Source organism: Chryseobacterium sp. Mn2064 (assembly GCF_049319685.1).
Lineage (GTDB): Bacteria > Bacteroidota > Bacteroidia > Flavobacteriales > Weeksellaceae > Chryseobacterium.
Window position 1 is genome coordinate 1,048,386 of the sequence record NZ_JBMOUE010000001.1, and the last position, 25,895, is coordinate 1,074,280.

The 25,895-nt window shown below is 36.8% G+C and carries 23 protein-coding genes; 13 read left to right on the forward strand and 10 right to left on the reverse strand.

The features are described from left to right. Positions 1–33: 33 nt before the first annotated feature. The 8 genes from pdeM to ACL9RH_RS04580 all read right to left on the reverse strand — a co-directional run bounded on the left by pdeM (position 34) and on the right by ACL9RH_RS04580 (position 10,075). Positions 34–678 (reverse strand): ligase-associated DNA damage response endonuclease PdeM, encoded by a 645-nt coding sequence (gene pdeM, locus ACL9RH_RS04545; RefSeq protein ID WP_422692153.1) that lies wholly within the window; start codon positions 676–678, stop codon positions 34–36. A 31-nt stretch (positions 679–709) separates the two neighbouring features. Then, the gene (locus ACL9RH_RS04550; RefSeq protein WP_422692154.1) at positions 710–1,312 is read right to left on the reverse strand and encodes a 2,3-bisphosphoglycerate-dependent phosphoglycerate mutase; all 603 of its coding nucleotides are present in this window, start codon (positions 1,310–1,312) and stop codon (positions 710–712) included. 175 nt (positions 1,313–1,487) lie between these two features. Further along, a complete protein-coding gene (locus ACL9RH_RS04555; protein WP_422692155.1) occupies positions 1,488–3,920 on the reverse strand; it encodes a ligase-associated DNA damage response DEXH box helicase in 2,433 nt (810 codons plus the stop codon). A gap of 1 nt (position 3,921) precedes the next feature. Continuing rightward, positions 3,922–5,502 carry an ATP-dependent DNA ligase gene (locus ACL9RH_RS04560; RefSeq protein ID WP_422692156.1) on the reverse strand — a complete coding sequence of 527 codons (1,581 nt, stop codon included), beginning with the start codon at positions 5,500–5,502 and terminating at the stop codon, positions 3,922–3,924. After that, positions 5,499–6,515 (reverse strand): ligase-associated DNA damage response exonuclease, encoded by a 1,017-nt coding sequence (locus ACL9RH_RS04565; protein WP_422692157.1) that lies wholly within the window; start codon positions 6,513–6,515, stop codon positions 5,499–5,501. The genes ACL9RH_RS04560 and ACL9RH_RS04565 overlap by 4 nt, the downstream gene beginning before the upstream one ends. Positions 6,516–6,689: 174 nt before the next feature. Next, positions 6,690–8,141, reverse strand: a complete 1,452-nt coding sequence (locus ACL9RH_RS04570; protein ID WP_422692158.1) for a S41 family peptidase — start codon at positions 8,139–8,141, stop codon at positions 6,690–6,692. Between the two features lie 197 nt (positions 8,142–8,338). After that, complete coding sequence (locus ACL9RH_RS04575) at positions 8,339–9,406, reverse strand: SDR family oxidoreductase (protein WP_422692159.1); 1,068 nt, start codon at positions 9,404–9,406, stop codon at positions 8,339–8,341. Positions 9,407–9,490: 84 nt separating this feature from the next. Then, complete coding sequence (locus tag ACL9RH_RS04580; protein WP_422692160.1) at positions 9,491–10,075, reverse strand: Crp/Fnr family transcriptional regulator; 585 nt, start codon at positions 10,073–10,075, stop codon at positions 9,491–9,493. Between the two features lie 149 nt (positions 10,076–10,224). Between ACL9RH_RS04580 and ACL9RH_RS04585 the strand changes: the two genes are divergently transcribed. From ACL9RH_RS04585 to ACL9RH_RS04605, 5 genes are all read left to right on the forward strand, one after another. Then, positions 10,225–10,854 (forward strand): CatA-like O-acetyltransferase, encoded by a 630-nt coding sequence (locus ACL9RH_RS04585; RefSeq protein WP_422692161.1) that lies wholly within the window; start codon positions 10,225–10,227, stop codon positions 10,852–10,854. Positions 10,855–11,166: 312 nt separating this feature from the next. Continuing rightward, positions 11,167–12,636, forward strand: coding sequence for a tellurite resistance TerB C-terminal domain-containing protein (locus tag ACL9RH_RS04590; protein ID WP_422692162.1), 1,470 nt, complete (start codon positions 11,167–11,169; stop codon positions 12,634–12,636). Next, the gene (locus ACL9RH_RS04595) at positions 12,629–13,945 is read left to right on the forward strand and encodes an ATP-binding protein (protein WP_422692163.1); all 1,317 of its coding nucleotides are present in this window, start codon (positions 12,629–12,631) and stop codon (positions 13,943–13,945) included. The genes ACL9RH_RS04590 and ACL9RH_RS04595 overlap by 8 nt, the downstream gene beginning before the upstream one ends. Further along, a complete protein-coding gene (locus ACL9RH_RS04600) occupies positions 13,942–16,083 on the forward strand; it encodes a DEAD/DEAH box helicase (protein ID WP_422692164.1) in 2,142 nt (713 codons plus the stop codon). The genes ACL9RH_RS04595 and ACL9RH_RS04600 overlap by 4 nt, the downstream gene beginning before the upstream one ends. Positions 16,084–16,602: 519 nt before the next feature. Continuing rightward, positions 16,603–16,944 carry a helix-turn-helix transcriptional regulator gene (locus tag ACL9RH_RS04605; protein WP_422692165.1) on the forward strand — a complete coding sequence of 114 codons (342 nt, stop codon included), beginning with the start codon at positions 16,603–16,605 and terminating at the stop codon, positions 16,942–16,944. Positions 16,945–16,958: 14 nt separating this feature from the next. Here the strand turns inward: ACL9RH_RS04605 and ACL9RH_RS04610 are convergent, their stop codons facing one another. Beyond that, entirely contained in the window at positions 16,959–17,693 is a 735-nt protein-coding gene (locus ACL9RH_RS04610; RefSeq protein WP_422692166.1) for an MBL fold metallo-hydrolase, read from the reverse strand. A gap of 566 nt (positions 17,694–18,259) precedes the next feature. On the opposite strand from ACL9RH_RS04610, the gene ACL9RH_RS04615 reads away from it, so the two are divergent. After that, entirely contained in the window at positions 18,260–19,450 is a 1,191-nt protein-coding gene (locus tag ACL9RH_RS04615; protein WP_422692167.1) for an MFS transporter, read from the forward strand. Positions 19,451–19,534: 84 nt separating this feature from the next. Here ACL9RH_RS04615 and ACL9RH_RS04620 read toward each other — a convergent pair whose 3' ends face one another. Next, positions 19,535–19,918: a winged helix-turn-helix transcriptional regulator gene (locus tag ACL9RH_RS04620; RefSeq protein ID WP_422692168.1), complete on the reverse strand. Its 384-nt coding sequence runs from the start codon at positions 19,916–19,918 to the stop codon at positions 19,535–19,537. Positions 19,919–20,078: 160 nt separating this feature from the next. On the opposite strand from ACL9RH_RS04620, the gene ACL9RH_RS04625 reads away from it, so the two are divergent. The 7 genes from ACL9RH_RS04625 to ACL9RH_RS04655 all read left to right on the forward strand — a co-directional run bounded on the left by ACL9RH_RS04625 (position 20,079) and on the right by ACL9RH_RS04655 (position 25,888). Continuing rightward, entirely contained in the window at positions 20,079–21,017 is a 939-nt protein-coding gene (locus tag ACL9RH_RS04625; protein ID WP_422692169.1) for an alpha/beta hydrolase, read from the forward strand. Next, positions 21,017–22,177 carry an MFS transporter gene (locus ACL9RH_RS04630; RefSeq protein ID WP_422692170.1) on the forward strand — a complete coding sequence of 387 codons (1,161 nt, stop codon included), beginning with the start codon at positions 21,017–21,019 and terminating at the stop codon, positions 22,175–22,177. The genes ACL9RH_RS04625 and ACL9RH_RS04630 overlap by 1 nt, the downstream gene beginning before the upstream one ends. Positions 22,178–22,252: 75 nt before the next feature. Next, on the forward strand, positions 22,253–22,954 hold the full coding sequence (locus ACL9RH_RS04635; RefSeq protein WP_422692171.1) for a DsbA family oxidoreductase: 702 nt from the start codon (positions 22,253–22,255) through the stop codon (positions 22,952–22,954). 121 nt (positions 22,955–23,075) lie between these two features. After that, positions 23,076–23,657, forward strand: coding sequence for a nucleosidase (locus tag ACL9RH_RS04640; protein WP_422692172.1), 582 nt, complete (start codon positions 23,076–23,078; stop codon positions 23,655–23,657). A 12-nt stretch (positions 23,658–23,669) separates the two neighbouring features. Continuing rightward, positions 23,670–24,191: a GNAT family N-acetyltransferase gene (locus ACL9RH_RS04645; RefSeq protein ID WP_422692173.1), complete on the forward strand. Its 522-nt coding sequence runs from the start codon at positions 23,670–23,672 to the stop codon at positions 24,189–24,191. Positions 24,192–24,228: 37 nt separating this feature from the next. Further along, positions 24,229–24,804, forward strand: a complete 576-nt coding sequence (locus ACL9RH_RS04650) for a Crp/Fnr family transcriptional regulator (RefSeq protein WP_422692174.1) — start codon at positions 24,229–24,231, stop codon at positions 24,802–24,804. 271 nt (positions 24,805–25,075) lie between these two features. Next, on the forward strand, positions 25,076–25,888 hold the full coding sequence (locus ACL9RH_RS04655) for an alpha/beta hydrolase (protein ID WP_422692175.1): 813 nt from the start codon (positions 25,076–25,078) through the stop codon (positions 25,886–25,888). Positions 25,889–25,895 lie beyond the last annotated feature (7 nt).

Genomic DNA, 25,895 nt, shown 5'->3' on the forward strand with positions numbered 1-25,895 from the left:
TCTAAAATTGTAATTTAAAATTTTTCAGAACGATTATATCTCGTAGATCTCAGCATCTGTAAATACAAAAAATTGACTCTTTTTAGGAAGATTTTTAGTATCTAATCCCGTAAATTCACTAAAAGCAGGCAATAACAACTGATTTTCGCTGACCGCAAAACACGGAAGCCGAATACTTTTTACAGAAGAATGTAAAACAATTCCTGGGTGAATGTGCCCCGTAATCTGAAATCCTGGTCTTTTCTTTTCGTACTCGTGAATGAAGGTGAAGCCATTTATTTCCATAACCTCAGTTGTATTGCTGAGACACAGTTTTTTTTCCAAAGTTTTAGAAATGCGGTCGTGATTTCCTTCTATGAGATCAAATTCTATTTCAGAATATTGATTTCTCCACGTGCAGAACTCATCTACGTCAGAATTATCACCGGCATGAAGAAGATCGCCGACTATAATAAATTTTTCTGGCCGGAAGTATTCAATCAGGGCAGATAATCTTTCCAGATCACTTTTCATGATATGATTAGCCAGTGCAATTCCATTTTTGCGAAAATGGGCCGTTTTTCCAATATGAAGATCGGAAAGAATCAATGCTTTTTCTTTTTCCCAGAATGCAGCACGCTGATTGGTGAGAATGAAGGTTTCGTTTTGTATAGAAATGTTTTTGGTGGCTATAAACACGGTGGCTAACTTGTTTTTGTTGTTACGTAGATCAGGCTTGTTTTCTGCTTACATGAAAGTTTTCATCAAAAGTATAAGTCAGAGGAATTCCGGTAGCAATTTCTCTTTCCAGAATTTCTTCAGGAGACAGGTGTTCCAGATACATGATGAGGGCACGAAGGCTATTTCCGTGGGCCACAATCAGAACGTCTTCTCCCTGTTTCAGCAGAGGAGCAATTTTACTTTCGTAATAAGGGATAACCCGGTTGTAGGTATCTTTCAGGCTTTCTCCTCCGGGAGGTTCTACATCGTAGGATCTGCGCCAGATATGAACCTGTTCATCACCATATTTTAATGCTGTTTCAGCTTTGTTGAGTCCTTCAAGATTGCCATAGGAACGTTCATTTAGGGCTTTATCAATAACAATCGGGATGTTTTTTTCACCCATTTCGTTAAGAATAATGGTAAGAGTATGCTGTGCACGGATTAAAGCGGAAGTAAATGCAATATTTATTTTCTGTCCCTTTAAAGCGATACCTGCTTTTTTAGCTTCCTCAATACCTGTTTCTGTGATATCTATATCCTGCCATCCTGTAAACCGGTTTTCGAGGTTCCAGAGCGACTGTCCGTGACGGACTAAGAATAATTTTGTCATTTGTACACTTTATTTTAATCTTCAAAGAAGTTACTCTAAGTTACGGCGATTATTAAACTTTTCAAAGGATTTTAACGATAAGTTTATGTACATTTTCACAAAAAAACAGAGGGCTTTTACAGGATGAATTATCATTTCATTTTTCACAACAATTAAAGAAATACTGGCGTTTTTTTTACATTTTCAACATTCTCCTAATTCTGGCATCCAGTCCTTCACTGGAAAGTGTCTGCCTCAAGCTATCTACTTTTATCGGAAAGCTTAAAGGGGTAAAAGAGCGGGAATATTTTATAATAATTTCCGATTTTTCAATTCTTTTAAAGGCTTTCACGAGTCTCTGTTCCTGCAATTGCATATTGAAAACTTCGGTATAGGCTTGTTTGATAAGGAAATGATTGGGATCGTAATCTTCAAGTACTTTAAAGATGAGTCCTGCAGAGCTCTGTAAAGATTTATTGGATCTTTGTTTCCCTGCATAATTTTGAATCACCATCCCTGAGATTACCGCAATATCACGAAATTTTCTTCTTGCCATTTCTGCAGAGTTGATACTGGCAATTACATCATTCATCAGATTGTCGCGGGTTAAAATCTGTTGTAAGTTATCTTCATTCAGGGGAATTTCTTTATCGCTGAACAGCTCAAATCCATAATCATTCATAGCCATGGAAAAAGAAATAGGGGCCAGCTTCGAAATGCGATAAGCGATCAGGGCAGCCATTACTTCATGCACAAGACGACCTTCGAAAGGATACATAAATAGATGATATCCTTCACGATTTTTAATCATCTCTACTAAAAATTCGTCCTCTTTAGGAATGTGGGAGTTTTCTTCCTGATTAATTAATAGGGGATGAAGGAATTTCAGTTCTTTTTCTGATGCTTTAGGATTTAAAGCATGTGACAGTTTTTCTCTTAAGAAGTGGCCCAAATTGGAGCTTAGAGGTAGCCTGCCCCCCAGATAACTCGGAACCAGCGCTTTTCCTTTTGCCGATCTTACATACACGGTCATATCTTTAATCATAGCCACTTCAAGGGTACGTCCTGCCAGGATAAATTTTTCTTCTTTTTTCAGTTTTGAGATAAAATATTCTTCAATCATTCCAATATACCCTCCGGAAATAAATTTAACTTTCAGCATGGCATCACTTACGATTACTCCCATATTCATCCGGTGAAGCATGGCGATTTTCCGCGAAGTAACTTTGTACAGCCCATCTTCCATAATGACTATTTTATGGAATTCTTCATAGTTTTTTAACACACTGCCGCCAATGGTGAGAAATTCGAGGATGCTCTTCCATTCTTCATCCATAATTTCCTGAAAAGCATATACTTTTTTTATTCTTTCATACGTTTCCTCAGGATAAAAACCATTGCCTACAGCAAGCGTCATCAGAAACTGAACCAATACATCGAAACATAAAACCTGAGGTTCACGGGGTTCTACCACTTTTTGTTTTACAGCTTCTTTTAAGGCGGAAACTTCAATCAGTTCCAGAGAATGGGTAGGAACACAATAAATTTTTGACGTTTCAAAAGGGGAGTGCCCACTTCGGCCGGCCCGTTGAAGAAATCTGGCGACTCCCTTTGCTGAACCAATCTGAATAACAGTATCAACAGGTTTAAAGTCAATTCCCAAATCCAGGGAAGAGGTAGAAACAACGGCTTTTAATTTTCCTGAGCTTAGATTTTCTTCAATCCATATTCTTAAGTGCGCATCAATAGAACTGTGATGGATGGCAATTTGTCCTGCAAAATCGGGATGAGCATCCAACAGCAGCTGATACCACATTTCACTCTGGCTCCTGGTATTGGTAAAAACAATGGTCGATTTTGAGTTGAGAATAATCGGCACAACTTTATCAGCCAGTTTGTTTCCTAAATGTCCTGCCCAAGGCAATATTTCAATTTCATCCGGAAAAACGGGGAGAATATCTATCTTTTTCTGTTCTTTGGCGGTAATTTTTACTTTTTTACAATCATAAGGAATAAGAACTTCCATAGCTTCATCCAAATTACCGATGGTAGCGGTTATTCCCCATATGATAAGATGAGGAACATATTTTCTAAGCTGAGAAATTCCCAGTTCCACCATCACACCACGTTTTGAACCTAATAATTCATGCAATTCATCTACTGCGATACACTTCATATCACGAAAAAAGGTTTCATGATTTTTCTGTGCTAAAAGCAAATGAAGACTTTCCGGAGTTACCACAAGAATTTCAGGCATTTTTTTGATCTGCTGCTGTCTTACTTTTGGGTCGGTATCTCCATTCCTTACTCCAACCGCCCAATCCAGCCCGATTTCATCAATAGCTTCCTGCATGGCTTTGGCGATATCTTTGGCTAAAGAGCGCAGCGGACTGATCCATATCATTTTCAGTCCTTTTTTATATTGATCAGGGTGATTCAGAAAATCTGAAACCAATCCCAGGAATACAGAAAATGTCTTCCCAAAACCCGTAGGGGCAACAACCATTCCGCTGTAACCATTCCCGAATTTTCTCCAGGTATCTGTCTGAAATTTAAATGGGGATATGCCTTTATCAGTCATCCATTGCTGAATGATTTTAAATCCGTCGGTATGTTCAAAGGTTGCCAAACTATTGTATTAATTTTTTAATTTCTTCAAGGTTATCAATTTCATCTACTGTTTTATCTTTCCGCCACCTTACAATTCTGGGAAATCTTAATGCGACTCCGCTTTTGTGACGGTTGCTGAAACCTATTCCTTCAAAAGCGATTTCAAAAACGAGTTCTGCTTTTACGGTTCGTACCGGGCCAAACTTTTCAATGGCATTTTTCGTTACAAACTTGCTGACTTCCATAATTTCTTTATCGGTTAATCCTGAATAGGCTTTTGCTATTGTTACTAAGGCATCTCCATTTTTTACGGCAAAAGTATAGTCAGTATAGTAGGCGCTTCGTCTACCGCTTCCTTTTTGAGCGTAAATGAGTACAGTGTCTATTGTAAACGGATTGATTTTCCATTTCCACCAGTCTCCTTTTTTTCGGCCGGAATGATAGGGTGAATTTTTCTGTTTCAGCATCAGGCCTTCACTGTTGACCTCTCTGGAATGTTCTCTGATGAGGTTGAGATCTTCCCATTTTTCAAAATCGATACTTCGGGAAAGACTTATATTTTGTGGAGACTCATTTAATAATAATTCTTCAAGCATTGCTCTTCTCCCTGAGATTGGTTTTTCTCTCAGATCGGTATTTTCAAGTTCCAGAAGATCATAAGCAAATACTTCGATGGGAATTTCCGAGAGCATTTTCTTGGTTAAGGATTTTCTGTTGAGTCTTTTTTGTAATTCATTAAAATTTAAAACTTTTCCTTCTTTTACCGCCAGTATTTCTCCGTCTAATACAAAGTTTCCTTTCATCGCCAGAACCGTTTCCACAATTTCCGGGAACTGGTCGGTAACAAGTTCTTCTCCTCTTGACCAAATGAACACTTCATCATTTCTACGAATGATTTGACCGCGAATTCCGTCCCATTTGTATTCTGCGATCCATTCTGACGGTTCACCCAGCTCGGGGAGTTCTTTTTCTAAAGGATAAGCAAGGCAGAAAGGATATGGTTTTGAATTATCCGGGTTTACATTTTCTGCTGAAATCAGTTCGTGAAAAGAAGCTTCTTCAGGTTGCCATTTTCCCATCAGGCTATGCATTAATGCACTGGATTCCTGTCCGGAAAACTTTGTGAGAGCGTTAATGAGTGTTTTATCAGAAACTCCGATCCGGAAACTTCCGCCAATCAGTTTGTTGAAAATGAGTCTTTCGGTATAATCCAGTCCGTTCCATGAGTTCAGTACAAATTCTTTCTTTTCCTGCTCTGTTTTATCTTTTAAATGAACAATGTCATTCATCCATTGAGATAGTGTACGCTCAATTTTTGTCTGTGGCGGAGGAAGTATTAAAGAAAGGGTTTCTCCGAGATCTCCCACGGAAGAATAGCTTTCCTGAAAGAGCCATAGAGGGAGTCCGGTAATTTCCAGAGCCCATTCTTTCATGTAATTGGTATTGACATTTCTTTTGGGTCTTTTTCCGGTAAATAAAGCGATGAACCATACTTTATCTTCATCCGGAGCACGTTCCAGATAATCGATAATCGCATCAATTTTGGCATTGGTTTTATTGGTGGTTTCCAATGCATTGATCAGCTCTGCAAAATGTCTCATGGCTTTTGATTTTCAAGGTTTTCCTTTTCATCATCATCGTCACCGAATAAGGTTTCTACAACATCTGCATGAACTCCGATTTCATTAAGATATTTTGAAAACACTTCTGTTTGCCCGTGGGTAACATGAACAATTTCTGCTTCAGTTGCTTTTACGGTCTGTAATAGGCCCTTCCAGTCTGCATGATCGCTCATGGCAAATCCTGCATCGGCACTTCGCCATCTTCTGGCTCCCCGAACCTGCATCCAACCGGAACATATTGCTGTGGCGGGATCCGGAATTTTCTTAATGATACTGCTGTCTAATAAAGCAGGCGGAACAATCACGATCTCATGTTCCATTTCTTTGGGGCGCTCTCTGAAATCTGCAATGGTGTACTCCGGAAGGTGAATTCCTACTGTTTCAAAAGCTTCATTTAGCTTGCCAATGGAATAATGAACGTATATCTTGCCTAAGCCTTCAACTGCTTTCATAATACGTTGAGCTTTACCCAACGAATATCCTATAAATACCGAGGTTTTATGGTTTTCCTGGTTTTTTAGTACCCAGGTTTGCAATTTTTTATTGAGATCGTTAACTTCGAGCCAATTGTATATAGGAAGTCCAAAGGTGCTTTCTGTTACAAATTCATTACACTGTACCAGTTCAAAAGGAGTACTTAAACCATCTTCCTGAACTTTATAATCTCCTGAAATAACAGCTATGTATCCTTTATATTCCAGTCTTACCTGGGCCGATCCAATGATATGTCCTGCAGGATGAAGAGAAAGTTTTACGCCATTGATTGTGACTGTTTCTCCATATTCTACACTTTGACATTCTATATCTGCACCGATTCTTTGATAGAGAATAGGTTTTGTAAAGTGATGACAAAGGTATTTTTTCATTCCCCAGCGGGCATGATCGGCGTGCCCGTGAGTAATGACAGCCATATCAACAGGTCTCCACGGATCAATGTAGAACTTCCCCTGAGGACAATATATTCCTTTTTTGGTAAATGTGATTAATTTCAATGGTGTGACTGGTTTGGAGAATAGGCTTCAAAAACTTAACCAAATTATAATAAAGTATTGATATTTTATTAAACTGTGGTAGAATTCATAAAAGTAGCTTGCGCATTTGAAGTGATTAAAGCACCCATGTATAGGATGAAAAAAGGTTGTCTCTTTACGAAACAACCTCTTATTTTATTTTGTATTAAGGATATCATTCACGAAATCAATCCATTGATGTTCCGGGATTGTACTGTCTATAAAGTAATCCGGCTGAATTCCTTTTTCGTCAATCGCCATATCCGGAATTCGGAAACTTTTTGAAAGGCTGTAGCCCAATTTAAACTCGTTGCAGGGAGAGTTGAGGAAATACATATTGGAGATATCAAGAACTCCGGCAGTTGTGGTTCCGAAAAGCTTTACTTTTTTACTTTGTTTTGCTGCGAGTAAAAATTCTTCGGCAGTACTTCCGTTTCCTTTATTGATGATAATTCCTACATTTTTTGGAAAAGGGAAGATTTTGTCTGATTTATCAATGCTCAGAATGTTGTTGTCATCCTGTATGGACACAAACTTGCCTAAGTTGGCATTCAGTTTATCATATGCTTTTTTAAGGAATTCTCTTTCTTCTTTTGGGATTCCGTATTTTTCATAATTATCATACAGATCCAGCATTCTTTGGTTGTTCAGTTTCGTAGAATACATCTGTGCTCTGATGCTTCTGATAGGATTGGTATAGAGATAAGGGATTATTTCTGAGAAACTGTTATCGCTTCCGCCGCCGTTATTCCTGATGTCTATAATCAGATTTTCTGTACTTTCAATTTTTGATTTATTGGCTATAATCACACTGTCGATGTCTTTTTTCATGGCACCGTTAAATGTCGGAATACGTAGAAGAAGTGTGGTTTTATTTAGTTCTTTTAAAAAAGGTTTCTGGGTTTGTATAGCCTGAAGATAGGTTTCAATATTTTCTTCCCTTTCAAATTTTGGAGAAAGTCTTTTTAAAACAAAACTTCCCATTTGAAGATAATTTTTTCCCATAAATCGGATCTGATTTACTTCCTGACCTGATTTGTCTCTCAGATAGAAAACCCCTTTTGACTGATCTGCATTGATCGTCAGTTTCAATTCATAAGGTTTCCAGTTTTCTGCTCCGGATTGAATGATAAATCCTTTATAGCCATTACCTATTTTTTTTATGCCTATTACATAAGGTTCAGCTTCCCAAATGCCTTCAATATCGGATTCTTTTTTGGAAAGAACTTCCTTTTTGAACTTTTCAAGGTCTACTGTAACAATTTCACTTTTGGGCTGTTCTTTAACGGCTGCTGGTTGAGGTTGTTGATTTTTATTTTCAATTTTTGAAATGGAGAAATGTCCGGATCTGAAGAATTTCATCCAATCATAGATATTTTGTAAACATTCAGTATCAGATTTTGAGTTTTTTATTTTACTTAGAAAGTCTGTATTGTGAGCCTGGTAAGCGGGCATTCCTTTTTTGTCAATAACGTATTGAAATCCGGCATCATTTTCTTCGAACGTTTTTTTTACCCATTGGAAATTGGTTTCACACGTACAGTTTTGGGCAAAGCCAAGAGTAGAAGACGTGATGAAAACGGCAATGAGTGCTTTAATCTTAATCATGGTTTAGTTTTTACTTATAATATCTTGAAAGATACAAATCTAACAATAAATATATTTTTTTTCATTTTTAGAGGAAGAAAAAATGAGGTGTGTGCCTATGTTTATTTATGAAAACAAGGAATGCACGAATAAAAAATATTCGTGCATTCCTAAGAATATATTTCTTTCAAAGAAATTATTTGATTCCCAAAACTTGATTAAGGAATCATTTTTTCAGCTCTCAATCTTTCAAATACTTCAATGAAAGAATCTTCTGTGCTTTTGAATGCTGAGAATCCTAATTTTCGGCTTCCGGACATATCACACATCACTTCCAGAGGTCTTCCGAGATCAAGATCGGTATGCCATGCCGAAGACAAACGTTCCAGACGAGCCTCGTTCAAATTATATTTTTCGGCAATTTCTTTCCAGATCTGGTGATCGTTCTCAAGTTCTTTTTCCAGAGGCTTTATGGATCCTTCAAAGCCTTCATATTCAATGTTAAACCAGTCTGCAAGTCTTTTCCAAAGCCATTTCCATCTGAAAACATCTCCATTGGTGATATTAAATGCCTGATTTTTTGCAGATTCCGTAGTAGAGGCCCATACCAGTTGTTGAGCCAGTACTTTGGCATCAGTAACATCAGATACTCCGTTCCATTGAGCTTCGGATCCCGGCCAGATAAATTTTCTTCCCGTTTCTTTACAAATGCTGGCGTATACAGCTAATGTTGCTCCAATATTCATTAGATTACCCACTGCGTAGCCTACAACGGTATGAGGTCTGTGAATACTCCACGTAAAACCATCTCTTTCAGAAGCTTTGTAGACTTCATCTTCCTGTGCATAATAAAAATTAGGGAGAGGAAGTCTGGGATGTTCTTCTCTGACTGGGGTTTCGGGAAGTACACCTTGTTTGGCATACGCCTCAAAAGGTCCCAGATAATGTTTGAGCCCTGTTACCAATGCAACGTGCTGCACCGATTTTTTTGCAGATAGAACGTTCAACAGATTTCTTACCAATGCACTATTGACGCGAATATTTTCTTCTTCCGTATCATTCCGCATCCAGGTGGTAAAATAAATATGAGTAGGAGAGATTCCCTCCAGAGCTTCTGTAAGGTTTTGCTCATCCATAAGATCTGCCTTAATAGGGATAAGGTTGGGAATGATGTTATTTGGATTTCTGGACAGTCCATAGGTTGTCCAACCCTGTGAAATAAGCTCTTCTGCAAGATTACTTCCTGTAATTCCGGTAGCCCCAACTACCAATGCAATATTTTCCATAAGTATTGTAAAATTTCTTCACAAAATTATGGAGGTTGGCAGCCTGTACACTTGATCTGAGTCATGTGTTTGGCTTGATCTGGATCAAGTATTATTCTGAGAAATCTTCTTACGTATCCTGCTTATGGTTTCAGGAGCGAGCCCCAAATAAGACGCTATAAGATTGTGAGGAACCCTTTTGATCATTTCATGATTTCGTTGGGCAAGTTGCAGATACTTTTCTTCGGCCGTATATCCATTGGAAACAATAAGCCGATAGTCTTTGGTTACAAGGCTGTTTTGATAGAGAATTCTGAAATAACGGTCCATTACAGGAATTTCCAGCAGCATTTGATTATACTCTTCCAGAGTGATCATCAGAACTTCTGTTTCTTCTATGGCATCAATTGTGAGGACTGCTTTTTCCTGATGGATGAAACTGTTGAAATCGGAAATCCACCAACCTTCAAATGCAAACATATTAATATGTTCATTTCCTTTTTCATCCGGAAAATAAGACTTCAGTAATCCTTTGCTTACAAAAGACAGACATTTACAGACATCCCCTTCCTGAAGCAGATATTGCTTCTTTTTAAGTTTTTTAAGTGTGAAAAAAGATTCTAGCTGTTTTTTCTGATCATCGGTTATAGCAACCTTATTCTGAATATGGGCAAGAAGGACATCAAACATCAGATAAATATTTCATCAAAAATAAGACTTTGAAGGCTATTGTTCAAAATCATAAAGAGTAATCCTGATTTCCTCGTTTTTAATTTTTACTGCTCTTATATATAAAAACCGATAAAAAATCCTGAAATTTGCACCCAAATAAAAAATCAATGAAGATCGTAGACCTTGAAAAATGGAACAGAAAAGAGCATTTTGAATTTTTTTCCGGTATGGCAAGCCCTTATTTCGGTTTTACCACAGAGGTAGACTGTACCAAGGCTTATGATGTTGCAAAAAAGAAAGGCTATTCATTCTTTGCCTATTATTTTCATAAATCGATGGTCGCGGTGAATACTGTAGATGAACTGAAATTGAGAATTGTTGACGGACAGGTTGTTCAGTTTGATACCCTTCATGCAGGAAGTACCATTGGTAGACCCGATGGAACCTTTGGTTTTTCATTTACCCGTTTTTCGGAAGATTTTGAAACCTTTAATGCAGCTTTACAGGAAGAGATAAAAGGCGTACATGAAACTTCAGGACTTCGCATCAGAAATGAAAGACTGGGAAAAGATCATGTAAGACATACTACAATTCCGTGGAGCTCCTTCAGTGCTATTCTACATCCTACGGACTTTAATACAGGAGAATCTATACCGAAGATCTCTTTTGGAAAATTCAATATACGTGACGGCAGAAAATACCTTCCCGTTTCTATTGAAGCACATCATGGACTGGCAGACGGAATTCACATTACCCAATATCTGGAAGAGTTTCAGAAGCAGCTTGATGCTGAATAAAGTTGAAGGAAGAAGAGTTGGCTTTTTGCAGTTGTTATTGGTAAACAGTACCTCATTTATTGTCAATTTATCTTTTTTATTACGGGAAACCGTAAATAATATTTCCCTGTTTTCAATACTTTTGAGGTAATATATTGCTATATTAGAGAATTGATTTCCCTTTAATGAAGCTCATTAACCCATCACTCAATTGTATAAGAATGACTCTTTTTGAAAATTCGGATTTACAGAGGTCTAAAGGTATGGTAACAGCGTGTAAAGGTGATCAATTCTAAAAAAGAAACAGAATAACCGAAAATACCAGATGCCGCTATGCAGAGTGATAACTCTCCATTATACACAGACGATTCTATAATTGATGTTTCCGGAAATGCCAATGTCCCTATCTATTTGGGGAATACTCATTCTTTTTCCGAAAATGAACAAAAGATAGAACCGAATTCTTATGATCCTGATATCTGGAAAATAGGAAAAAAATACAGCAGAAAACTCAATCTGAATGATCATCAGAGTACAATGCTGGATAAGATGTCCTTCTCCGGGAATGTTTTTAATGAAATTGAATATTGTAAAATTCAAATCTTAAAACAGTTTTTGAGAGCTCTTGATTATCTTGACAAACACTGTATTCCGATCAATAAATCCTATTCGACGGTCATTGAAGAACTGTCTGAAATTATTGTATGCCTCCGCTATAATTACAGAAAAGAAAGCCTGAATTACAGCTATACCTATGATTCTGTACAGACAGAAATTTTCAACCATATTCTCAAATTATGTGAAAACAATATCCGGGAAATTTATGGTATTAAAAGAAAAATTAATACTGATTTTAACTACAACGAACCGGATATTCTTCATCTGTACAACAAAAAGATCGTTTCTAAACTTGAAATTTTTCTTTCAGACAATCAGCATTTGGTGCTGGATGCAGACTATAAAACAAATATTATCCTCAATGAAAATAACACCAACCGATGGAAGACTAAGTTTGAGCTGATCAAGGAAGATTATTCTAATCCGGTTGCTTTTGAGAGAGAAATTTTCAGACTTGCGGATGTTAACGTTAAAAACCCATCTTTGGATATCATCTTTTTTGAGGCCTCCAAATTTGTGGCAGATTTTGACCGTACCTGTGCCTTACGACTTTACATTCACTATCTGGAAAAAGATCTGAATTCTTCCAAATTCGACCATAGAAAACTGAACAAAACCATTCAGAAGAGCTTATTTTCCAGCCAGGAGCAACTTACAGATTTTGAAAAAATACTGAATGATTTTATTGGCGACAGAAATCTGGAAACCGCTATCGAAAAGGCCAATCAGCTTTATCAACCCAAAAGAAAAAGAATTACCATTGATCCCGAAGCCATTAAAGATATTCAGGCTCAGCATTCTGAAACCGCAGATATCCTGGGACAGATTCTTAATAGCGAAGAAGAGGAAATTGTTACAGAAACAGTCTTAGCGGATGATCAAGAAGAACTGACCATTACTATACGTTCTCAGACTCCAGAAAATCAAATTTCTAAATATCTTGATGAATTGAATTTAACAGCCATTCAGAAAGACATCCTAGATGTATTTGAAAAGAACAGCTTCAATATGCTTCAGACTGATCTTGGAGATCTTATCAAAACAAAAGGTTTATTCATGGGATCTACCATAGATTCTATCAACGAATGCTGTTTTGAAATTCTTGATGATGTTTTGATTGAAGAGGAAGATGAATATTTTATTATGAACACAAATTATTACCAAAAACTATTAAACAATGATTGACAATATTAAACCCAAAGAAGCAACCTCCATTATCAACTCTCTGGTAAGCGGTGTAGTGCCTAAAATTGGGGTACAGCATATTACGGTAGGACGTTCCGAAGAGATCAATGCCGTTATAAACTCTTTAGAAGATGTGAAAAACGGACTGAGTCTTGTTAAATTCTGGATCGGAGACTTTGGTAGCGGAAAATCTTTTATGCTTCACCTTCTCAATACAGTCGCTCTAAAACAAAAGTTCGTTGTTGCCAATGCAGATTTCACTCCGGACAATAGATTATATGCCAATGATGGTAAGAGTGTTATTCTTTATTCTGCCATCATGGATAATATTGCCATTCAGACGAAGCCGGAAGGAGGAGCTTTGCAGACTTTACTTGAAAAATGGATCGAGCAGGTTATTACAAAAACAGCAGAAGAAAATCATATCTCTCTGATAGAAATAAGAAGTGATCAATATCTGGGACTGATTCAAAATTCCATTATGAAAACGGTGAATGACATCACAGAAGTTAGCGGGTTTGATTTTGGCTCTGCTATTGTAAAATATTACGAAGGCTACATTAAGGGAGATGACCTTTTACGCAGAAATGCCTTGAAATGGCTGAAAGGCGAGTACACCACAAAAACAGAAGCCAGACAGGATCTGGGGATTAGAGAAATCATCAACGATTCTAACTATTATGATATGCTTAAAAACTTCTGTAAGTTATTCGTAAGCATGGGATACAGTGGCTTTATGATCAACCTGGATGAAGCCATTAACCTTTATAAAATATCTGTGACGGCTTCCCGCGATAAAAATTATGAGAAGATATTATCCATTTATAATGATTGTTTCCAGGGAAAGGTTTCGAATCTATTTATCAATTTTGCCGGAACCAAGGATTTTATGGAAAATGAAAGGAGGGGACTTTTCAGCTATCAGGCTCTTAAATCAAGACTGGAAGCCAATAAGTTTGAAACTGCCGAACTGCGGGATTTTGCCCAACCGGTGATCAAACTGATGCCTTTGAACCACAATGAAATATTTGTATTGCTTAAAAAGCTGAAGCTGATCTTTGATTTTAATTATAAAACAGAACTCAATATCACAGATGATGAAATCTCTTCTTTTATGGAAGAAATGTTCAACAAACCCGGAGCTTCAGAGTTTCTTACACCAAGAGAGGTAATTCGCGACTTCTTAAATATTCTCAACATTATCAGACAAAATCCTGAAGTTGATAAAAGAAGACTGTTCGGAGAAATAGAAATTGCCGATGAACGACCGAATGATCTGATCCTTATAGATAGTATTGAGGAACTATGACAGCATTCGACCAACTTTCTGAACCTATCAGAAAATATATTCGGGATAAAAAATGGGAAAGTTTAAGGCCCATTCAGGAAGCGGCTATTCAAAGGATCATCCCAACAGACAACAATTATATACTTATATCAAGAACAGCTTCAGGTAAAACTGAGGCTGCTTTTCTCCCTATCTTATCCAAAGTCAATTTTAAAGAAACCGGGGTGAAAGTTTTATATATTTCCCCCTTGATCGCTTTGATCAACGATCAGTTTATAAGAGTTGAAAGTCTTTGCGAATACCTTGATGTTCCCGTCACAAAATGGCACGGAGAAGCCTCCAAAGGTGCAAAAGACAGACTTTTGAAAAGCCCCGAAGGTATTGTTCTTATCACTCCGGAATCTCTGGAAGCAATGTTTGCCAATAAGCCTTATAATATACAGCATCTGTTTTCCGGCTTAGAGTATATTGTTATCGACGAGATTCATTCTTTTCTGGGTTCCGATCGTGGAACTCATCTGCAATCTTTATTGAACCGACTGCAAAGAATTAATACTAAAAAATTCAGTGTTGTTGGGCTTTCTGCAACCGTAAGTGATGTTAATCAGTATCAGGAACTCAAATCTTTTCTGGGAGATCCTGACCGTACAAAAATCATCAGAGATACAACTCCCAAACCGATTAATGCCGTGTTTAAATACTTTGGAGGAACTGTTGAGGAACTTCCGTTGGCCCTTCTGAAGGATCTGTATGTTAAGACCAGAGACAGCAAAGTTCTCATCTTTCCCAATGCAAGAGGGAGAGTAGAAGAAGTTGCCGTAAAACTGAAACAGATTTCAGAAAGAGTAGGTGGTCACAAAAATTACTTTTCCCATCATTCCTCTGTAGATAAGGATACCCGTGAATATGTAGAGTTTTTTGCAAAAAATTCCACGTTACAAAACTTCTGTATTTCCTGTACTTCAACACTCGAACTTGGAATTGATATTGGCAACGTTGATGAGGTCGTACAGATTGATGCTACACACAGCATCGCTTCTCTGATTCAGCGGGTTGGCCGAAGCGGAAGGCGGGAAGGTAAAGCAAGCAACCTTTTTCTATATGCTACAGGGAAATGGAGCCTGCTGCAATCTTTGGCGTGTTGGTTATTGTATAAAGAAAACTATATAGAACCTATTCCTGTCAATAATAAGCCTTATGATGTATTGGTTCATCAGATTTTATCAATGGTTAAAGGTTCTTCCGGGATTTCAATACCTCAATTATTAAACGAAATACAAGTCAATCTTACATTTTCAAACATTGAAACAGAAGCAATAGAAGAAATCATTACTCATTTGATTGGAATTGATTTTCTGGAAAAGGTTGGCAATGAGGTAATTATTGGTATTGAGGGCGAAAGTGTGGTGAACACTAAAGATTTCTACAGCCTTTTTGAAACTCCGGTATTTTTCAAAGTGTCCGGAAATGGAGTGAAAATTGGTGAACTTCCTCTTTCTCCACAGATAAGACCCAATGAAAATATTTATCTGTCTGCCAAGATCTGGAGCATTATTGATATTGATTATCAAACTAAGAAAATAGAGGTGATCCCGGCTATGGATGGAAAAAAGCCTATGTTTTTTGGGGACCCTGCCGATATAGCCTATAAAATCAGGGAGAAAATGTTGGAAATCCTCATTTCAAAAGAAAAATATGATTTTTTAGAAGAAGCTGCACAAGATATTATAAACTTACTCAGAAAAGAGTTTTCTATTTTTACAATTAATGATTTCAAAAAGGAAAGACCTTTATTAAACAGTAATGAAAATCTGACATTCTATTCTTTTACAGGTTCAAAAATTAATAGAACACTTCATTTTCTTTTTAAGAATTTTGGCGTAAAGAGTGTGCTCAGTGACACCGACAGTTCATTTGAAATTGAAGACTGTACTTCTTCAGAATTTATCAGTATTTTGAAAAATAAGATGATGAGTAAGGATGTGAATATGCTTCTCATAGAACTATTAGAAGAATTGCCCGGTACAATAGACTTTTCGAAGTGGGGGAAATATCTACCTCTGCCATACCAGGCGGCTCTTTTAGCGGAAAAATATTTCGATTTTGAAGGTTGTGATACCTATTTTGAGCATTTAATCGTGGTAGAAAATAATTTATAAATCCTAATAGGCTTGAAAATAAAGTTTTTTCAAGCCTTTTTTTTGTATTAATTCTCGTGTTCATCATAAGTGTAGCCTAAGATAAATTACTTGATTTTTCTATAAACCTTTTCTGAAAATACTAAAAAGTATTGATCGAGATCATAAAAAAGTACCTGAAGAATCTGTTACATTTATCCATCGTTAAAAAAACGACTATAAACAATAGAAAAGCTCTTTCAAGAAAGGATTTGTGGTGTTTTGACAAAAAATAGAACGTGGTATGTATGTGGTACGCAGTTTTAACAAAATTTTAATCATTTTTTCTTTCTTTGCTTTACATAAAAAATAAAATAATATTCTGATCTGATTATGATCTCATGGAGTATCAAATCATTTTGAAAGCAATTGAATTTCGGATCGGTGAAAATTATTTTATTATGTGTGCAGTATTATCAATAAACACATTGGTAATAGAAAAGAGCTTGTACTGATGTAATAAAGTTACCGCATCAGGAATTTTTAGCGATGAGAAAAATTATGAAAAACAAAACAACTGAATCCAATGTAGAGGATTTAAATCAGAGAATTCTTGTACAAGATGAAATCATAGCATTAGCCAAAGCAAATTCTCCTCGTTTGCTGAATAAATTCAGATTGGTATATCCGGATTTTTTCAACAAGTTATCTGCCATTCAGCCCGCCTTAAAAAATTCTGAACTGATATTCTGCATTTACCTTAAGCTTAACATGACGACAAAAGAAATTGCTACTTATATCTTTGTGACGCCAAAAGCCATTCAAAACCGTAAAAACCGGATCAGAAAAAAACTCAACATCCCTTCCGAATTTGATATCTATAAATGGTTTAATGAAATTTAAACCATTTTTTAGACTTACAGCTCAATAACAGATTGTTCCAAATCGTGGTAAAGAAGTATTTTCCAGCCCTCTTTCCGGGCTTCTTTTTCCCATTTTAATCTTAGTTCCATAGCTTTTCTGCCGTCAAAATCACTTTTATAGGCCAAATGATATTTCAAATAAGAGGCTTGCGGAAGATCATCAGCACCATAAAATACGGTTTCTCCTTTTTCTCTGATCCAAAAAACCTGCATAAAAGGAGTGTGGCCGCCAACTACTTCGTAAAAAATTTCATTTGTAATTTGCCCTTCATTATCTTCCATCCAGATAATATTGGGTAAGGCGATCAGTTGTTCAAGTCTTGCAAAATCGAAAGAAGGATTTTCTTTATTTTCCAAAGCAAAATCCAGTTCCCGTTTTTGAATATAAATTTCGGCATTGGGAAATACGGATTCAAAATTACCTTCATTATTTAATTTAACCGCACCGTCAATATGATCTTTATGAAGATGTGAAAGCAGCAGTTTGGTAATCTGAGCTGGGGCGATCCCGTTTTTGTCAAGGATTGTAGAAAGAACTGAAATTCCCTGGTCGTTTTTCCAACCAATTCCTGCGTCTAAAAGGATATAATCATTTTCGGTAATGATGAGGAAAGGTTGTACAGACATTTTGATACCTTTCACAGTGTCAAAGTTTTCTTCTGTTAAAAGAGTAAAGTCTTTGGATTTGCTTGCAGAGAAATTGCCTTCTTTGAGGGGAATGATTTTCATGATGCAAATTTCTTTAATATTTCTAAAATTTCAAAGGTTTTCCATCAATCAGCGTGATCAACAAAAGCAATTTTACAGCGGGAAATATTCCAATGATTTAAACCGTTTTTCAAAGCTTTTGTATAGTTTTCATAATCAAAAGGATAGAGATCCGGGGATCTATGAGCTCCACACGACGTTGCTGTTTCAGTTTTTTAATAATTCTGCTTTAATTTCAAAGGGCAAAGTAATGTAGCTTTGTCGCTGATGAAGTGGTCTGTTTATAGGTAAGCTTTGACGAATCAGCAAAGTTGATGCTGTTCTTTGTTCTCTTAGAATCAACAGTTTCAAAAATGAAAGCTTTGCGGCAAAAAATAAGCCCTCAGTATGTCATCTTTTTAATCGAACATCCAATTGATAAATTTAAACAATCTCTTACTATGACAGATTAAATTAATAATGTGTTGTTATTAAAATAACTACCTTTGATCTCTTAAAAAGCAATAGATATCAGATGCTGTTTTTGTTTCATTAAGATTCTGATCATCCTGACTGGCTTTTCTATTCATTAAAATTTTATTTCTAATATGCAGGAGAATTCTACCAACGGTATTTCCCGTACAGTGATATGGTTAATGGCTGTTATTTCAGGGCTTGTAGTCGCCAATAATTACTATAATCAGCCTTTACTGGCTCTTATTTCTGATGATCTTCATGTTTCGGAAAGTGCAGCGAGTCGAATCTCTGTACTCACTCAGATTGGATATGCATTAGGATTATTACTGATTGTACCGCTTGGTGATAAATTTTTCCGTAAAAAATTGATTCTCATTGATCTTTTTCTTGTCTTCGGTTCCTTGTTATGGATGACTTTTGCCAATGAGCTCTGGATGTTGTATGCCGCGAGCTTACTGATTGGAGCAACGTCTGTTATTCCACAACTTTTTGTTCCGATCGCAGCAGAACTTTCATCAGATAAAGAGAAATCTTCTAATATCGGGCTTGTCATGTCCGGATTGTTGTTGGGTATTCTTCTTTCCCGTTTTGTGGGCGGTATTGTAGGAGAAGTCTGGGGATGGAGAGCTATGTTTGGTATTGCGGCAGGGCTAATGATCTTAGTGTGGATAGCAGTTTACAAAATGCTTCCTGAGTTGCACCCCAACTTTAAAGGAACATATAAAGAATTAATGCGTTCCGTAGCTCATCTTGCGAAAACACAGCCTATTCTTCAGTTGGCATCCTTCCGTGGAGCGATGGCTTTTGGGTCTATGTGCGCGCTGTTTACCACGTTGGTTTTTCATATGGAGAAACCGCCGTTTAATGCCGGATCTTCTGTTGTCGGGAGTTTTGGGCTGGCAGGTGCGGTAGGAGCTTTGGCTGCGGCTAAAGTTGGGAAATTACAGAAATATATGGATATCAATAGAATTATATTGTATTCACTTCTTATTGTAATAGGAAGCTGGGGATTCACTTATTTTGCAGGAGAAACCTATTGGGGACTGATTGTAGGAGTGATTTTGGTAGATCTTGGCGTGCAGTCGAGCCACATTATGAATCAAACCAATTATTTCCTGATAAAATCTAATGCCGTTAACCGTCTGAATACCGTCTATATGGTTTCTTACTTCATTGGAGGTTCTTTAGGAACATGGCTGGCTTCTGTGGCGTGGCAGAAGGCACAATGGGGTGGTGTTTGTTTCGTTGGAGCCACATTTGGAGTATTAGCGCTTATTGCCCATATTCTTTTTAGTCAAAAAGTAAATAAAGCAGAAAATTAATCCCTAAAAGAAAAACGTAAAGTCTTAAAAATTTTAATCTTTACGTTTTTTTATATCCATTCAATATTTGAATAAAAATCCAGATTAAGGCTGTTCTTCGAGCATTTCCTGTGTCTGGATGAGATTTCTGTGTTTTCCGCCCCATTCACTCAAAGAATTCCAGATAGGGATAAGCTCTTTGGCAATAGCTGTAAGTTCATAATCTACTCTTGGTGGTACCTGAGCGTGTACGGTTCTTTTTAGTAATCCTTCTTTTTCAAGCTCTCTCAACTGAAGAGTTAACATTCTTTCCGTTATTCCTGAAATGGCTTTTCTAAGCTCGCTGAAACGCTTTTTTTCATCCTTCAATTTATCTAAAATCAGGAGTTTCCATCTTCCGCCAATCTTACATACAGCATAGGTAAGATCACATTCATGCATATATTGTCTATTGATGCTGTTGGTTGAAGTTTCTTTTATTTTTCCCATTACTTACAAATTTGTTAGTACCATACAATTCGCTGTATACCGTGCAAATGTAAGGTTTAGGTTTTAATTTTGCCAACAGAAAACGAAAATATAGAGCAGTAAAGAACAATAGCGCTTACGTTCACTGCAAAAAAGTAGTAACCTCAATTTAAAAGTAACAATGCAATTAACACATAAAGTTATCCAAATATTAGATCATTTAGAGAAAATACAGCCATTCAATGTAAAAGATTCATTAGACGGAACGCGTAAATATCTTGAAGCAATGTCTCTTCAGCTCAGCGGGAAAAAAGAATCTGTTGCGTTGATCGAAGAATTCAATATTCCAAAAGAAAATCACTCAATTCCGGTTCGCATCTATCGTCCAAAAGGGAAGGATACTCAAAACACGTCTGCAATTATTTATATTCACGGCGGTTGGTTTATTGCGGGGGGATATGAAACTCACGATGCTGTAGCCCGAAAACTGGCTAATACGACCAGTTCAGTAATTATTTTTGTAGATTATCGTCTTGCTCCGGAGCATCCTTTCCCTGCAGGGTTTAATGACTGTATAGATACTGTTGAGTGGGTTGTAGAAAATGCAAAAACCTTAGGAATTGACACAAACAATATCGGAATTATAGGTGACAGTGCAGGAGGGGCTCTTGCAACCGCTGTTTCTACACAAATCGGAAAGTATTTCAAGTTTCAGGTGTTGATTTACCCTGCTGCTGATAATAGTCTGAATTCAGAATCCTGGAAAACCTATGAAAATGGGCCTGTTCTCAACAAACCAGGTGGAGTAGAAGCCTGGAATCATTACCTTCCTGAACATGAAGCAGATAACCCTCTTGCGATCCCTGTTTTAATAAAAGATTTTAAAGAAACTCCAGCTACTTTGATTATTTTGGCAGAGCATGATCCTTTGATAGATGATGGAAAGCAACTTTCTGAAAACATGAAAAATGCGGGAGTACCTCTACATACCAGTCTTTACAAAGATATGATCCATGGGTTTATGCATATGGGAGAAATATTGGATGAAACACAGATGGCAATCGATGAAATGGCTTCTTTTGCCCATCAGAATTTTGAAAATATCCAAGAAAATCTGTAATGAAAAAATACGCTTACATTGGATCTCTGGGACTCATTGCTGTTATAACCACGGAGTTTGGAATCATCGGAATTCTTCCACAGGTAGCAGAACATTATAAAATCAGTATAGATAAAGCCGGGTATTTACTGAGTGCTTTTGCCTTGGTGATTGCATTAACGGGGCCTTTTATGACTCTGCTTACTTCAGGAATTGACCGGAAAAAAATAATGATAGCCTCTATTTTTATGTTTCTGATCACCGGAATAGTTTCCTCTTTTTCTCCTCCTTTCTGGCTGTTAATGATTGTAAGAATACTTCCCGCTTTTTTGCAGCCAGTTTATATTGCAACTGCTTTGTCCGTTGCTGTATCTCAGGCCGATGAAAATAAGAAAAACGAACTGATGAGCATCGTATTTAATGGAGTAACCATTGCTATGGTAACCACTGTACCTTTTGCTACATGGATATCGGGCCTTTTTTCATGGGAATATTCTTTTATGATACAAACCGTGGTAAGTCTCATTGCTTTAGTGGTAATTCAGTTGATGTTACCTTCTATTCCGGTAAAAGAAAAGAAGTCTTATGGCAGTCAGCTTACTATTTTAAGAAAGCCCCTGTTTATTTTAAGTACATTGACTAATTTTTTCATGATTACGGCTTGGTTTTCTACCTATAGTTACTTTGCTGATTATCTGAGTAAAGCCAAAGGAATGAATACTTCAATGATCAGTTATATGCTTCTGTTATTTGGAGTTATAGGAATTCTGGCCAATTGGATTGCAGGTAAAATGCTGAATAAAAATGTAGCCGGAACAACTGCTTTTTTCCTTTCGGGAACGATTCTTATACCGATTCTCTTTTATGTTTCGGATGGCAATCTGTGGGCAACGATTATAGTCATTGGTATTTGGGGATTTCTTTATTCGCCAAGCTTTTTGAATGCTTCAACCTATATGATCTCATCTGCACCGCATGCATTGGAATTTGCGAATAGCCTGGCAACTTCATTTGGAAACCTTGGAGTTACCTTAGGAACTACACTTGGAGGTTGGATTATTGTTACACAAGGAGCACAATACATTCCATGGATTGGTTTTGTTTTTGGACTGCTTGCATTCTCAATGATGATTGTAAGAAGTCTGATTGAAAAACGTACCCGTGAGCTATCTACCTGTTAAAATTAAATTGTAATAAATTTTGTTACATTAATGAAATTTGCTAAATTTGTAGTATTCAATTTAATATAAAATACAATGAAAATAGAAATATGGTCGGATGTAATGTGTCCGTTTTGCTATATCGGAAAAAATAATTTTGAACAGGCTTTGGAAAAACTGCCATTCAAAGGAGAAGTGGAAGTAGAGTGGAAGAGTTTTCAGCTGGATCCAACTTTAGATCCTAAAGAGACGAAGAATACTATTGAATACTTTAGAGAGAAAAAAGGTTTTCCTGAAGCGCAGGCTACACAAATGTTAAGCCAGGTAACGCAAATGGGAAAAGGGGCTGGTATTGATTTTAACTTCGATACAGCTTTAATTACAAATACTTTCAGTGCACATAGATTACTTCATCTGGCAAAAAAGCATCAAAAATCTAATGAGATGGAAGAAGCTTTATTTATCGCTCATTTTATCGATGGAAAAAATGTAGGAGATACTGAAGTGTTGGTTTCTTTAGCCGAAAATTTGGGAATTGACAGAGAAGAAGCAATACAGGCGGTTACCTCTGATCAGCTGGATTATGAAGTGAACCAGGACATTATGGAAGCAAGAAACAATGGTGTTTCCGGAGTTCCTTTCTTTGTTTTGAACGGTAAATATGCGGTTTCCGGAGCTCAGCCGGTAGAGGTTTTTGAAAACGCTCTCCAGCAAACCTATAAAGAAACGGTGAGTCCTTTCAAGGATCTTTCCGGAGAAAGCGGAGCTTCATGTGACGCTGACGGATGCAGCATTTAAATATATACCCCCAAACAGTTTCGATTGTTTTGGGGGTTATTTTTATTTAAGATTGATTCTTCATCATAACTGTTGTATCTTTGTAAAGCAGTAAAAATGCTGTAGAAAATCCAATATTTCAATGATAAAAATTAATAATGAACTTCATTATCCGATTGCAGATACTCTTTTTGTATTCGCACTGGATTCAGAAGCAGGGACGGTGTTTGACGGGAAAAATAAACTGATAACAGGAATAGGAAAAGTAAATGCAGCAATAGAACTTACCCGGGAAATTCACCAGAGAAAGCCAAAATTAATTGTCAATTTAGGTTCTGCAGGAAGTAAGGGATTTCATAAAGGAGAAGTGGTATGCTGTACAAAATTTATCCAAAGAGATATGGATGTGAGAGGACTTGGGTTTAAATTGTATGAAACGCCATTATCCGGAGTGCCACCTGTTTTGGAATATGGCCTTAAAATGGATGCTTTAAAAGAAGGTATCTGTGGAAGCGGGGACAGCTTTGAAATGAACCACACTGAAACAGATTATAATATTGTAGACATGGAAGCTTATCCTTTGGCACTCATTGCTCAGAAAGAAAATATTCCTTTTCTATGCCTGAAATACATTTCTGATGATGCAGGAAGTGATGCTGCGGATGACTGGAGTGTACAGGTACATTTGGCTTCTGAAGCATTTAAGAAAATATTATTCTCATAAAATCTGGTGGTTATGATTTCAATTATTATCAATAAAGCTGTGTCTGAAGATTGGGAAACAATCCAACATCTTGGAATCCAGACTTTTTCTGAAACTTTTGCAGAAGACAATTCTGAGGAAGCTATGAAAAAATATCTGGAAGAGAGTTTTAATATAGAAAAAGTGAAATCAGAACTCAGCAATCCAGATTCGCATTTTTATATTGCCTGGGAAGAAGATAATCCTGTTGGTTATCTGAAAGTCAACTCAGGAAAGGCACAAACCGAATTACAGGATGAAACCAGTCTTGAAATTGAAAGAATCTATGTAAAGAAAAGCCACCATGGTAAAAAGGTAGGTCAGCTTTTGTATGACCAGGCGGTGGAAATGGCCCAGCACCTTAAGAAATCTTACGTTTGGCTGGGAGTTTGGGAAGAAAACATCAGGGCTCTCAACTTTTACAGAAAAAACGGATTTGTAGAATTCGATAAACATATTTTCAGACTTGGAGAAGAGGAACAGACCGACCTGATGATGAAAAAAATGTTGGATTAAAATAGTAACCATTTACCCGATACACGGATTTTTCAATATGAATACCTTAGAATTTTCACATCAGATCAATCAGTATTATCCACTCTCTGATGAGACTATGGCTGCACTGATCAATATTTGTACTGAAGAAGAGTACAGCAAAAATGATCTTCTTTTGGAAGCAGGAAATATGGCGAGGTATTATTATTTTATAAAATCCGGGCTGGTAGGATATTATACAACAGACCAACAGGGAGATAACATTTATAAGATTTTTTTTGAAGAAAACAGCTTTGTGGCTTCCACTGCTGCCATTATACAAAATGAACCCAGTAATTTCAGTATCATTGCTTTGGAAGACTGCTCGGTGATCCAATATCCGGTAAAAGCCTATAGAGATCTCTTGGCAAAACATCATGATCTTGCCCTTTTTCAGATGCACTATCTGGAAAAAAACTGGGTAGTAAAGAAAGAACCCCTGGAAGTTTCTTTAAAGTATGAAACCGCAAAACAACGGTATATACAGCTTCTTGAGAACCCATCTCTTTACAAAAGGCTGAAACAGCATCATATTGCTTCTTATCTGGGCATCACGCCTACGCAGCTTAGCCGCATAAAAAAGGAAATAAATTAACAAAGGCTTCAACATATGTTGAGGCTTTTTCGCTTTTTTCAGAAGATCTTTGTATCATCATAAGATCAGAGTGTATCTGTAGTAAAGCAAAAATGAATGTGTAAAACCAGTTTTCTCCTGTTATTTTAATCTTATTCTGTCTTTTTTGGACAGAAATACCCATTCTTAGAAGCTTAATCTGTTAAATATTTTATTTAAAATAAAAAACGATTTAAATTTATACAAGATGCACTCTGATGTTATGCGTATTATTAATTAAATATTTCTCAGCATGAAAAAGTTATTCAACATTGTATTGGTTCTGACGGCTTTTGTACAGTTGTCGGCACAAAAAATTATTCATCAGGAAGTTTTCAGTCCGAAGATGAATAAAAAGATCAAAACTATTATCATTACTCCTACTATACAGCCCAAAACGACCTATCCATCGGTCTATATTCTTCATGGTTTCAGTGGTAACCCCGACAGAATCATTAAAGAGGATATTCCTGATCTTGTGCAGAAAGCTCAGCAGAATAAAACGATTTATGTGTTACCGGACGGAAATTTCAGTTCATGGTACGTGGATAGTCCAATTGTGAAAGATTCGCAATATCAGACGTTTATAGGAAAGGAGCTTGTGGAATTTATCGATAAGAATTATCCTGTGAAAGCTGAAAAGAAATACAGAGGTATTTTAGGATGGAGTATGGGAGGTTATGGAGCGACTAATATTGGAGTGACTTACAGTAAAACATTTGGGATTGTAGGAAGTTCATGTGGAGCTTTAGATTTCCCTTCCTTTGGTGAAGGTTATCAGAAATATATGGTGAATAAAGTACTCGGTCCGATAGAGTCAATAAATCCCGGTTTTCTGACGGATAATAAAATAAAACTTATGGCCGGAGCTGGTCAGCAGTATATTTTTGACTGTGGAACGGATGATACCCAAATGATTGGCATGAACAGAAATTTTCATAAAAAACTTACTGAGCAAAAGATACAGCATCTGTATACAGAATCTCTTGGAGGTCATGTTACTGAATACTGGAGCAGATCATTATCCGAACAATTGGCACTATTTGACCGATTTTTCAAGCAATAAATTTAAA

Bases quoted from the DNA above. Each gene is read 5' to 3' on its own strand.
- ACL9RH_RS04550 (WP_422692154.1), bottom strand. From the start codon at position 1,312: ATGACAAAATTATTCTTAGTCCGTCACGGACAGTCGCTCTGGAACCTC.
- ACL9RH_RS04560 (WP_422692156.1), bottom strand. From the start codon at position 5,502: ATGAGACATTTTGCAGAGCTGATCAATGCATTGGAAACCACCAATAAA.
- ACL9RH_RS04570 (WP_422692158.1), bottom strand. From the start codon at position 8,141: ATGATTAAGATTAAAGCACTCATTGCCGTTTTCATCACGTCTTCTACT.
- ACL9RH_RS04575 (WP_422692159.1), bottom strand. From the start codon at position 9,406: ATGGAAAATATTGCATTGGTAGTTGGGGCTACCGGAATTACAGGAAGT.
- ACL9RH_RS04580 (WP_422692160.1), bottom strand. From the start codon at position 10,075: ATGTTTGATGTCCTTCTTGCCCATATTCAGAATAAGGTTGCTATAACC.
- ACL9RH_RS04585 (WP_422692161.1), top strand. From the start codon at position 10,225: ATGAAGATCGTAGACCTTGAAAAATGGAACAGAAAAGAGCATTTTGAA.
- ACL9RH_RS04590 (WP_422692162.1), top strand. From the start codon at position 11,167: ATGCAGAGTGATAACTCTCCATTATACACAGACGATTCTATAATTGAT.
- ACL9RH_RS04595 (WP_422692163.1), top strand. From the start codon at position 12,629: ATGATTGACAATATTAAACCCAAAGAAGCAACCTCCATTATCAACTCT.
- ACL9RH_RS04600 (WP_422692164.1), top strand. From the start codon at position 13,942: ATGACAGCATTCGACCAACTTTCTGAACCTATCAGAAAATATATTCGG.
- ACL9RH_RS04605 (WP_422692165.1), top strand. From the start codon at position 16,603: ATGAAAAACAAAACAACTGAATCCAATGTAGAGGATTTAAATCAGAGA.
- ACL9RH_RS04610 (WP_422692166.1), bottom strand. From the start codon at position 17,693: ATGAAAATCATTCCCCTCAAAGAAGGCAATTTCTCTGCAAGCAAATCC.
- ACL9RH_RS04615 (WP_422692167.1), top strand. From the start codon at position 18,260: ATGCAGGAGAATTCTACCAACGGTATTTCCCGTACAGTGATATGGTTA.
- ACL9RH_RS04620 (WP_422692168.1), bottom strand. From the start codon at position 19,918: ATGGGAAAAATAAAAGAAACTTCAACCAACAGCATCAATAGACAATAT.
- ACL9RH_RS04625 (WP_422692169.1), top strand. From the start codon at position 20,079: ATGCAATTAACACATAAAGTTATCCAAATATTAGATCATTTAGAGAAA.
- ACL9RH_RS04630 (WP_422692170.1), top strand. From the start codon at position 21,017: ATGAAAAAATACGCTTACATTGGATCTCTGGGACTCATTGCTGTTATA.
- ACL9RH_RS04635 (WP_422692171.1), top strand. From the start codon at position 22,253: ATGAAAATAGAAATATGGTCGGATGTAATGTGTCCGTTTTGCTATATC.
- ACL9RH_RS04640 (WP_422692172.1), top strand. From the start codon at position 23,076: ATGATAAAAATTAATAATGAACTTCATTATCCGATTGCAGATACTCTT.
- ACL9RH_RS04645 (WP_422692173.1), top strand. From the start codon at position 23,670: ATGATTTCAATTATTATCAATAAAGCTGTGTCTGAAGATTGGGAAACA.
- ACL9RH_RS04650 (WP_422692174.1), top strand. From the start codon at position 24,229: ATGAATACCTTAGAATTTTCACATCAGATCAATCAGTATTATCCACTC.
- ACL9RH_RS04655 (WP_422692175.1), top strand. From the start codon at position 25,076: ATGAAAAAGTTATTCAACATTGTATTGGTTCTGACGGCTTTTGTACAG.